Source organism: Dechloromonas aromatica RCB (assembly GCF_000012425.1).
Genome location: NC_007298.1, coordinates 4461126 through 4469857, shown reverse-complemented (window position 1 = coordinate 4469857; position 8732 = coordinate 4461126). Strand labels below are relative to the sequence as shown.

General features: G+C 62.0%; 10 protein-coding genes. 3 read left to right on the top strand and 7 right to left on the bottom strand.

Going from position 1 to position 8732, the window contains the following annotated elements:
• Nucleotides 1-9 precede the first annotated feature (9 nt).
• Genes DARO_RS21235 through DARO_RS23425 form a run of 3 tightly spaced genes read right to left on the bottom strand, consistent with a single transcriptional unit; the run spans nt 10 to nt 1616 of the window.
• On the bottom strand, nt 10-1260 hold the full coding sequence (locus DARO_RS21235; protein WP_011289890.1) for a beta-ketoacyl-[acyl-carrier-protein] synthase family protein: 1251 nt from the start codon (nt 1258-1260) through the stop codon (nt 10-12).
• 3 nt (nt 1261-1263) lie between these two features.
• Entirely contained in the window at nt 1264-1503 is a 240-nt protein-coding gene (locus tag DARO_RS21230; RefSeq protein WP_011289889.1) for a phosphopantetheine-binding protein, read from the bottom strand.
• Nucleotides 1485-1616, bottom strand: a complete 132-nt coding sequence (locus DARO_RS23425; protein WP_497463013.1) for a hypothetical protein — start codon at nt 1614-1616, stop codon at nt 1485-1487. The genes DARO_RS21230 and DARO_RS23425 overlap by 19 nt, the downstream gene beginning before the upstream one ends.
• Here DARO_RS23425 and DARO_RS21225 point away from each other — a divergent pair.
• The gene (locus DARO_RS21225; protein WP_011289888.1) at nt 1606-2319 is read left to right on the top strand and encodes a phosphatase PAP2 family protein; all 714 of its coding nucleotides are present in this window, start codon (nt 1606-1608) and stop codon (nt 2317-2319) included. The genes DARO_RS23425 and DARO_RS21225 overlap by 11 nt on opposite strands.
• On the opposite strand, the gene DARO_RS21220 is transcribed toward DARO_RS21225, so the two are convergent.
• From DARO_RS21220 to DARO_RS21205, 4 genes are all read right to left on the bottom strand, one after another.
• Complete coding sequence (locus tag DARO_RS21220) at nt 2316-4076, bottom strand: protein-disulfide reductase DsbD (RefSeq protein WP_011289887.1); 1761 nt, start codon at nt 4074-4076, stop codon at nt 2316-2318. The two genes, DARO_RS21225 and DARO_RS21220, sit on opposite strands and share 4 nt — an antisense overlap.
• Nucleotides 4073-4390: a divalent-cation tolerance protein CutA gene (gene cutA / locus DARO_RS21215; RefSeq protein WP_011289886.1), complete on the bottom strand. Its 318-nt coding sequence runs from the start codon at nt 4388-4390 to the stop codon at nt 4073-4075. Before cutA ends, DARO_RS21220 begins: the two co-directional genes overlap by 4 nt.
• Nucleotides 4391-4399: 9 nt before the next feature.
• Nucleotides 4400-5170 carry an ABC transporter permease gene (locus DARO_RS21210; RefSeq protein WP_011289885.1) on the bottom strand — a complete coding sequence of 257 codons (771 nt, stop codon included), beginning with the start codon at nt 5168-5170 and terminating at the stop codon, nt 4400-4402.
• Nucleotides 5171-5250: 80 nt separating this feature from the next.
• The gene (locus DARO_RS21205) at nt 5251-6150 is read right to left on the bottom strand and encodes an HDOD domain-containing protein (RefSeq protein WP_011289884.1); all 900 of its coding nucleotides are present in this window, start codon (nt 6148-6150) and stop codon (nt 5251-5253) included.
• 225 nt (nt 6151-6375) lie between these two features.
• Between DARO_RS21205 and DARO_RS21200 the strand changes: the two genes are divergently transcribed.
• Both DARO_RS21200 and DARO_RS21195 read left to right on the top strand, forming a co-directional pair.
• Nucleotides 6376-7950, top strand: a complete 1575-nt coding sequence (locus DARO_RS21200) for a B12-binding domain-containing radical SAM protein (protein WP_011289883.1) — start codon at nt 6376-6378, stop codon at nt 7948-7950.
• Nucleotides 7951-7961: 11 nt separating this feature from the next.
• Nucleotides 7962-8648 (top strand): 2-phosphosulfolactate phosphatase, encoded by a 687-nt coding sequence (locus DARO_RS21195; protein ID WP_011289882.1) that lies wholly within the window; start codon nt 7962-7964, stop codon nt 8646-8648.
• The last annotated feature ends 84 nt before the right edge of the window (nt 8649-8732 follow it).

Sequence of the window (8732 nt, the reverse complement as noted above, 5' to 3'; positions counted from 1 at the left end):
TCCGTGGTTTTACTGGACGACGGCACGGAACGCGAGCACCGCGTTGCTGCCGCCAAAGGCGAAGGAGTTGGATAATGCAGCCCGCAGCGGCTGGCCGGTCCGGGCAGTGGTGACGTGGTCGACGCCAGTGCACGCCGGATCCAGTTGCACCAGATGGGCGGTGGGTGGAACAGTCTGCTCACGCAGCGCAAGCACGGTCGCAATGGCCTCGATGGCGGCAGCAGCGCCCAGCGAATGGCCGTGCATCGACTTGGTTGCACTGACTGCCAGACGCTCGGCATGATTACCGAAAACTGTCTTCAGCGCGGTGATTTCAACCGGGTCGCCCTCGGTCGTCGCGGTGCCGTGGGCATTCACGTAGTCGATATCGGCGGGGTTCAGACCGGCATCGGCCAGCGTCAGTTGCAGGGCGCGCACCTGGCCAGCGGCTTCCGGGCGAACCAGATGACTGTGGTCGCAACTGGTGCCATAGCCAACGATTTCGCCGTGAATCCGGGCGCCGCGAGCAATGGCGTGCTCCCAGTCTTCGAGCACCAGGGCTGCGCCGCCCTCGCCCAGCACCAGGCCGCGCCGGTCGACCGAGAACGGCCGACAGGCGACAGCAGAAGTCTCGGCGTCGCCAGGCGCCATGACGCGCAAGGCTTCCCAGGCGCGGGCAACGCCGTAGGCCTGCGGTACGTCGGAGCCGCCGGTGAGCATGATCGTCGCCTCGCCGCTACGGACGCGACGGAAAGCTTCGCCGATGGCGATGGCCGACGAGGCACAGGCCACGGTATGGCTCATGCTGACGCCACCCAGCCCGAGCTGGATCGACATGTGAGCATTGGCCGCATTGTTCATGCCGAGTATGACCGTCAGTGGCGACAGGCGTTCACGGCCTTGCTGCCACAGCTCGCGGTAGCCTTTTTCGTAAGCCAGTGTGCCGCCCAGTGCCGTCCCCCAGGCGACACCCCAGTCGTCGCGGGATTCGCCGTCCGTCTGGCGCGCCAGGCCGGCGTTGTCCCAGGCCTCGAAGGCCGCTGCCATGCCAAGCTGGGCGAAGCGGTCCATCATGCTGGCCAGCGGCTTGCCGAGCGCGACATCGGGATCGAAGCCAGAACAGCTGACAAAGGGGATGGACAGCGGGCGTGGCACATCGTCGGTCAGCAGATGACCGACCGCCGACTGGCCGGCGCACAGGCGCGTAAAGAAATCGTCGGTGTTCCCGCCATAAGGACTGACCAGCCCGAGGCCAGTGATCGCAACCCGCCGCTGGCTCATGCCTTAACTCTTCGACTGGGAATACAACCCGTCCATCAGCGTGACCATCTCGCCAACCGTCCGGGGGGTTTTCAGGTCACTGGAAAGCTTGATGCCGAAACGATCTTCGAATTCGAACATCAGTTCAAGCATCATTAGCGAGTCGACGCCCAGGTCGGCCAGCACCGCACCGGAAACAACGTTTTCCGGCTCGACACCAAGGCGGTCCTTGAGAAAATCGCGAATCAGGCCAATCGAATCCATAGCTTGCCAATTTTAGCTGAAAGCCCATGTTTTCCAAAGATTTGCCCGAAACGTCTTGTCCATTCACGGCAAATTTCGGTCATGGCGAAGTGATTTGCTACCATGCGGTTCATTCATTCCTCCAGGCTGTTCGAATTATCGATGCGCCCACTCTCCAGAACGCACTGGACACGCCAGATCGCTTCCCGCATGGTCTATCTGATGCCGCTCAAGGCCGTCGGTACGGCCGCCTTCATGATGCTCTTTTTCTGGGCCTATTTCGGGGTCTTGCGTAGTCCGCTGTTTCCACCGACGGTTATGCCTCTGACCGTGCTTGACCGGTGGATTCCGGTGACGGCGCAGGCTTTCCCGGTTTACGCTTCGCTGTGGATTTACGTTTCGTTGCCAGCGGCTTTGCTCAAGGAATTCCGGCCATTGATCATGTTCGGTTTGTGGATGGCGGCGATGTGCCTGTTTTGCCTCGGCATTTTCTGGCTGTTTCCGACCGGGGTGCCACCGGCCGGCATCGACTGGCGCCTTTATCCGCAAATGGCGATGATCAAGGATGTCGATGCCAGTGGCAACGCCTGCCCTTCCCTGCATGTCGCTGCAGCGGTATTTGCCGCCATCTGGCTTGATCGGCTGATCAGGGCGATCGGCGTACCGCTGGTGGCACGCTGGGTGATCTGGCTGCATTGCCTGGCGATTCTGTGGTCAACGGTGGCGACGCGTCAGCATGTGGTGCTCGATGTGCTGGCTGGTTCGGTGGTCGGCGCCGTATTCGGCATTGTCAGCCTGCGCCACGCGATTCGCAGTGCGCCGTCGCGGGAGCTTTAGCCGGCGCTGGCTGCCTGCTGCACCGATTTCAGGAACTGGGCGGCATCCTGGAAGCCGACAATGCGTACTTTCCTGCTTTCCTGCCCATTGGCATCGAAAAAGATGATGCCCGGCGGCCCGAACAGGCCGAAACGGGCGAGCAGCGCCTTGTCGTCCTCGCTATTGGCCGTGACGTCGGCCTGCAGCAGCTTGAAGCCGGCGAGTTTGGCCTGCACAGCGGGGTCGGTGAAGGTGAGCTGCTCCATCTCCTTGCACGACACACACCAGTCGGCGTAGAAATCGAGCATGACCGGTTGGCCGGCGGCCTTCAGTTTTTCTTCCAGTACCTGCAGTGAGGCGATGCGCTCGAACGGCAGGCGCTTCTCTTCGGCAGCCATGGCCTGGCCGCGCAAGCCAGCCAGCGGCTGCAGCGGGTTGCGGCTGCCGGACAGGGCGCCGATCAGCAGCGCGGCACCGGTCAGCAGCATGACGATACCGATGCCCTTCCAGAAACGCGACCAGCCCTTGGCGTGCGGCGGCAGCGGGTCGAGGGCATGCAGGTAGATGGCCGGGATGATCAGCAGCATCGACCAGGCCAGCATCGACACCACGGGCGGCATGACCGGCGAAACCAGCCAGACGGCGGTGGCCAGCAGCAATACGCCGAAAGCTTTCTTGACGCCTTCCATCCAGGCGCCGGTCTTGGGGAGCAGAGAACCACCGGCAATACCGACGGCGATCAGCGGGGCACCCATGCCGAGTGCCATGACGAACAGCGCCGTACCGCCGAGTACGGCGTCGCCGGTCTGGCCGATGTAGAGCAGCGCGCCGGCCAACGGCGCGGCGACACAGGGCCCGACGATCAGCGCCGACAGTGCGCCCATCAGGAACACGCCAATGCCGCGTCCGCCCTGCAGGTGGCCGGACTCCTCGGACAGTTTGCTCTGCAGCGAGGTCGGCAACTGCAGTTCATAGAAGCCGAACATCGAGAATGACAGCACGACGAAGACCAGCGCGAAGCTGCCGAGTACCCACGAATTCTGCAGGGCGCTGGAGATCAGCGTACCGGTCATGCCGGCGGCGACACCCGCGGCGGCATAAGTCACGGCCATGCCCAGCACGTAGGCCAGCGACAGCGCAAAGCCACGGGAATGCGAGTTCTTGTGGCCCTGCCCGGCGATGATGCCGGAGAGGATGGGAATCATCGGGAAGACGCAGGGGGTCAGCGACAGGCCCAGCCCGGCCAGGAAGAAGAAAGCGAGATTGGCCCAGAAGCCGGCATGTTTCAGCGTCGAGGCGATCTGGCCGCTTTCGTCGCCCTCGGTGGCCGCGGGGGTTAAAGCGGGCGCACTGGCCGGATCAGGCAGTTCGACGCTGAGCGGCTGGGTTTGCGGCGGGTAGCAGACACCGGCATCGGCGCAGCCCTGTGCCGTCACATTGAGCTTCAGCGGCAAGGGGCCGGAGGCATTGCGTTCGACCGGGATGCGGATGGCGACCGTCTTGTAATAGACCTCGACCTTGCCGAAATTCTCGTCGTTGTGCTCCTTGCCTTTGGGGAAGCTTGGCGTACCGAGCGTGACGGATTCACCCTCGACGCGAACCCGGAATTTGTCACGGTAAAGGTAATAGCCCTTGGCGATTTCGTAGCTGACCTCGATGGTCTGGCCATCAAGGGCGCGCACTGACGGCTTGAAGGCGACGGCCGGATCGAGGAACTCGTCGGCGTGGGCCAGCGAGATGAAAAAGGCAAAGACGAGAAAAAGGAGGCGCATGGTCATTGGATCGTTTCAGCCGTCACCCAGTTCAAATAGGCGGGCAAGCCGTGGGTAACCGGCAGGGCGATGATTTCCGGTAGTTCATGAGGGTGGAGTTGGCGAATCTTCGCTTCGAGGGCCGGGTAATTGGCACTGGTCGCCTTGATGAACAGAGGAATTTCCGCTGCCGATTCAACGACGCCTTGCCAGCGAAAGATCGACTGGACGCGCGGCAGGATATTGACGCAGGCAGCCAGCTTCGCCTCGACCAGCGCCAAGGCGATGGCGTTGGCGGTTTCTTCATCGGGGCAGTTGGTGATGATGAGCAAGGTATCCATTAGCGAATTCTACTTGAGCAGGCGGCGGCGGGTCAGGTGCAGCGCGATGGTGAAGGCTATGGCGGCGGTGCCGAGCAGCGCCATGATGTGGATCAGGGCGTTGGCTGGCACCTGCCCGGCCAGTAGCGGGCGGACCAGTGCGACACCTTGGGCCAGCGGCAGCCACTGGCCGATGAAGGCCAGCCAGCCGGGCAGCTGGTTAGTCGGGAAGAAGACACCGGAAATCAGTGTCATCGGCGTGATGAACAGCGTGAAGTAGTACATGAAGAAATCGTAGCTCGGTGCCAGCGCGTTCCAGATCAGGCCGAGCGCGGCGAAGGCCAGGCCGGTCAGCACGATGGCCGGCAGCGCCCACAGCATCAGCGGGCCGTTGGTCAGGCCCATGCCGGCGATGACGACCAGAATGGCGGCGCCGGAGAACAGCGATTTGGTCGCCGCCCAGAACAATTCACCGGCGACGACATCGCCCAGCCCGAGCGGCGTGTTGAGGATGGCTTCCCAGGTTTTCTGGACATGCATGCGTGAAAAGGCCGAGTACAGGGCCTCGAAGGTGGCAGCGTTCATGGTCGAGGCGCAAACGGTACCGGCCGCCAGGAAGGCGACGTAGGGCTGGCCTTCGATGCTCGGCAGCATGGCGCCCAGGCCGTAGCCGAGGCCGAGCATGTAGATCAGCGGGTCAGCCAGATTGCCGAGAATGGACGGCAGGGCCAGCTTGCGCCAGACCAGGAAATTGCGTTGCCAGACGGGCAGCCAGCCGGTGATCGAGAATTGAAGCAGCATTGGGTGCGGACAGAATGCAGGGGTGAGGCAGCATTCTAGCGCCTGCTTGTGTTGGCCGCGCTGCCGTCTGCGCGGCGGTCTTAATTGTCCTGGCGGGAGATGTGGAATTCGTCGCAGAGCGTCTGGAGTTGATCGCTTCCGATGTCGAGGCAGCTCAGGCTGGCCGGGCCCAGTTTTTCCCACTCGCAGCTCTGGCCGCGTCCGGCTTCCTGCTGCATCAAATATTCGGCCAGGTGGGCGATGGCGATCAGCGCCTTGGTACGTTCGGGGATGACCGCGGATCCATCGGCAAAGATACTGGCGTCGTGGTGATGACGAATCGCCAGGCAGGTTTCTTCCGGTAGCAGCCAGTTTTCAGCCAGATCGGCGCCAACGTTTGCATGGTTGAGGCCTATCGCCTGATCTTCAACATCGGTGAAGGAGCGCTCCCGCTCATTGTTGGCTTGGGACAGGATCGCCTGGTATTCCGGAAACGGGCTCAACAGAACGGGAATGCCACAGTCCCGGAACAGGGCAAAAGTGTAGGCATCCTCCAGGCGGATAGCCCATTTCTTGCCGAGTTGGCGAGCCAGCCAGCCGGATATCTGGGCATTGGTCGCCGAGCTGTCCCAGAAGCGTTCCATGTTGGGGAGGTGCTTGAAGACTTGCTGCAGCGCGAGCCCGGCCACGGTCTGGACGACAAGCTTGAGACCGAGGACGAGCATGGCTTCCTGGACGGTCGGTACTTTCTTGCCGAAGGAAAAATAGGGGGAGTTGGCGACCTTGATCAGGCTGGCCGAGAGACCGACATCCTGGCTGAGCAGCTTGGCCAGATTGATGAAATCCGGTTCTTCCTTGGCGGTTTCCTGCTCGATCTGGCTGAGGATGGTTGGTCGCGGTGGAATACCGATCTCGCGGATCTCGATCTTCATCCGTTTTTCGATATCGTCAGAGGGCACCTGTGCTTTCCGCAGGGCGTCGCCAGCAGCCTTGGATTCCATTCGAAGCATCTCCCTCTGTGACAGGACTCAAGATCCAGATATGTTACTTTGGTGAGCTGCGTTTTGTGCCAGCTTCCTGAGGATGCTGGTAATTTATAGCCGAGCGTTTTCGCTTCGCCATCGATGCCGGCCATCGGGGGGATCGGCAGCCAGCAGTTTTCCTGAAAGCATTGCTGTTGTTACCTGCGTTGTCGCATTTGGTCACTTGGCTGTCAAAATGCCGATATGCAGAAGCCGCCCTCCATCATTCTCAGTACCCTCAACGCCAAATACATCCATGCTTCCCTCGGCTTGCGCTACCTGCTGGCCAACATGGCCCGGCACGGTGGTGCCGATCTGCGGGCGCGGACGGTTTTACGCGAATTCACCATCGCACGGCCAGTACAGGAAATCGTCGATGCCCTACTGGCCGAACTGGCTGAGCCGGTCGATGGCATGCCGCAGATCATCGGTTTCGGCGTCTATATCTGGAATGTCGTGCCGACGACCGAAGTCGTTCGTCGGCTCAAGCAGGTTCGCCCTGCCCTGAAAATTGTCGTCGGCGGGCCGGAAGTCAGCCGCGAATGGGAGGATCAGGAAATCGTCCGGCTGGCGGACCATCTGATCACCGGCTGGGGCGATGTCAGCTTGCCCAAGCTGTGTCGCGCCCTGCTTCACGGGCCGCAACCCTTGATGAAAGTGATCCCCGGCGAGCAGCCGACGCTGGCCGAGATCGACTTGCCCTACGCCGAGTTCAGCGCCGACGATCTGGCCCATCGCCTGCTCTACGTCGAAGCCTCGCGCGGTTGCCCCTTCAAGTGCGAGTTCTGCCTCAGTTCACTCGACAAGACCGCCTGGGCGTTCGAGCAAGCGCCCTTCCTTGCCGCGCTGGACGGCCTTTACCAGCGCGGGGCGCGCAACTTCAAGTTTGTCGACCGCACTTTCAATCTCAAGATCGACAGCTCGCTGACCATCTTGCAGTTCTTCCTCGACCGCTTGACGCCAGACCTCTTCCTGCATTTCGAGGTCATCCCTGATCACCTGCCGGAGCGCCTGAAGGCAATGATCGCCCGCTTCCCGCCCGGCGTGCTGCAGTTCGAAGTCGGCATCCAGACCTTCAATCCCGACGTGCAGCAAGCCATCTCGCGCCGTCAGGACAACGACAAGACCTGTGAAAACCTCGCCTGGCTGGTCAATCACAGCCATGCCCATCTGCACACCGACCTGATCTTCGGCCTGCCTGGTGAAACGCTAAGCAGTTTCGCCGCCGGCTTTGACCGGCTATACGCTCTGGGGCCGCACGAAATCCAGCTCGGTGTCCTCAAACGCCTGCGCGGCACGCCAATCACCCGCCACAGCGCGGTCCACGGCATGGTCTACGATGCCGAACCGCCCTATACCGTCAAGCAAACAGCTGTCGTCGATGTCCTGACCATGCAGCGTTTCACCCGTCTGGCCCGCTACTGGGACCTGCTCGCCAACTCCGGCCGCTTTCCCCAGACCTTGTCCGTACTCCTTGGCGGCCCCTCGCCTTTCGCTGCCTTCCTCGCCTTCGCTGACTGGCTATGGCAAAGCACCGGCCAGACCAGCCGCCTGACGCCGGAAAAGCTGGTCGACCATCTGTTCGATTACCTGACCGGCGTCAGCGGCCGGGAAAAAGAAAGCATCCGTCAAACGCTGCTGGCCGACTACCAGTCCAGCGGTGCCCGGGCCAATCCGGCCTGCCTGCAGGGGCTGTTGAAGGATCGTGAGAAACCGATGCCCCGCACGGCAAGGGCCCTGGCACAACGCCAGGATCGCCATGTCAGCGCCGGTGAGTGACAATTATTGCCATGAAATTTTCTCGCCTCTTCCTGAACCGTCTGCAGAATCAGCCGCCAGCCACCGACACCGTCGTCGTGATCGATGTGCTGCGCTCATTTACCACCGCGGCGGTGGCGCTCGCCAAGGGGGCGCGGGCAATCTATCCGGTCGAAGGCCTGTCCCAGGCGCTAGCCTTGCAGGGCGGAATCCCGGACCCGGTCTCGATAGGCGCCATCGGTGGGGGCGATCCGGCGCCGGGATTCGACTTTGGCAATTCGCCTTCCCAGCTGATGCAGGTCGATCTGACCGGGAAGAATATCGTGATGAGTACGGCGGCCGGTGTGCGCGGCCTGCAGCGTTTTCGCCAGGCGCAGCGGCTTTATGCCGCCAGCTTCGTTTGCGCGCGAGCAACGGCCGAGGCGATTCGGATGGCAGGGGCGGAAGAGGTTTGTTTCGTCATCACCGGTGAATGGGTCGATCGGGATGGCGACGAAGACGTCGCCTGTGCTGACTACATCGAATCCCTGTTACGCGGCGATCCGACCGCGCCGGAAGCGTTCGCGCAGCGGATACGGGCGTCGGACTTCGGGCGGCGCTTCATGGCCGGCAGCTGGCCGAATCTGCCTCGGGCCGATCTTGATCTCGCGGCCCAGGCCGATCTTTTCGACTTTGCCATGCCGGTGCATTGCGAACAGGAACATCTGGTCATTCGCTGAGGTGCAACTTGGCATCGATCAGGACTCCGCCAAGGCCGGATCGCCATCGCCTAAACTTTAGTGACGAACGGTAATCGAATCTCT

Excerpts from the sequence above, each read along its gene's own strand:
- DARO_RS21220 (WP_011289887.1), bottom strand. The coding sequence starts at position 4,076 with ATGACCATGCGCCTCCTTTTTCTCGTCTTTGCCTTTTTCATCTCGCTG.
- cutA (WP_011289886.1), bottom strand. The coding sequence starts at position 4,390 with ATGGATACCTTGCTCATCATCACCAACTGCCCCGATGAAGAAACCGCC.
- DARO_RS21235 (WP_011289890.1), bottom strand. The coding sequence starts at position 1,260 with ATGAGCCAGCGGCGGGTTGCGATCACTGGCCTCGGGCTGGTCAGTCCT.
- DARO_RS23425 (WP_497463013.1), bottom strand. The coding sequence starts at position 1,616 with ATGAACCGCATGGTAGCAAATCACTTCGCCATGACCGAAATTTGCCGT.
- DARO_RS21210 (WP_011289885.1), bottom strand. The coding sequence starts at position 5,170 with ATGCTGCTTCAATTCTCGATCACCGGCTGGCTGCCCGTCTGGCAACGC.
- DARO_RS21195 (WP_011289882.1), top strand. The coding sequence starts at position 7,962 with ATGAAATTTTCTCGCCTCTTCCTGAACCGTCTGCAGAATCAGCCGCCA.
- DARO_RS21225 (WP_011289888.1), top strand. The coding sequence starts at position 1,606 with ATGCGGTTCATTCATTCCTCCAGGCTGTTCGAATTATCGATGCGCCCA.
- DARO_RS21200 (WP_011289883.1), top strand. The coding sequence starts at position 6,376 with ATGCAGAAGCCGCCCTCCATCATTCTCAGTACCCTCAACGCCAAATAC.
- DARO_RS21205 (WP_011289884.1), bottom strand. The coding sequence starts at position 6,150 with ATGGAATCCAAGGCTGCTGGCGACGCCCTGCGGAAAGCACAGGTGCCC.
- DARO_RS21230 (WP_011289889.1), bottom strand. The coding sequence starts at position 1,503 with ATGGATTCGATTGGCCTGATTCGCGATTTTCTCAAGGACCGCCTTGGT.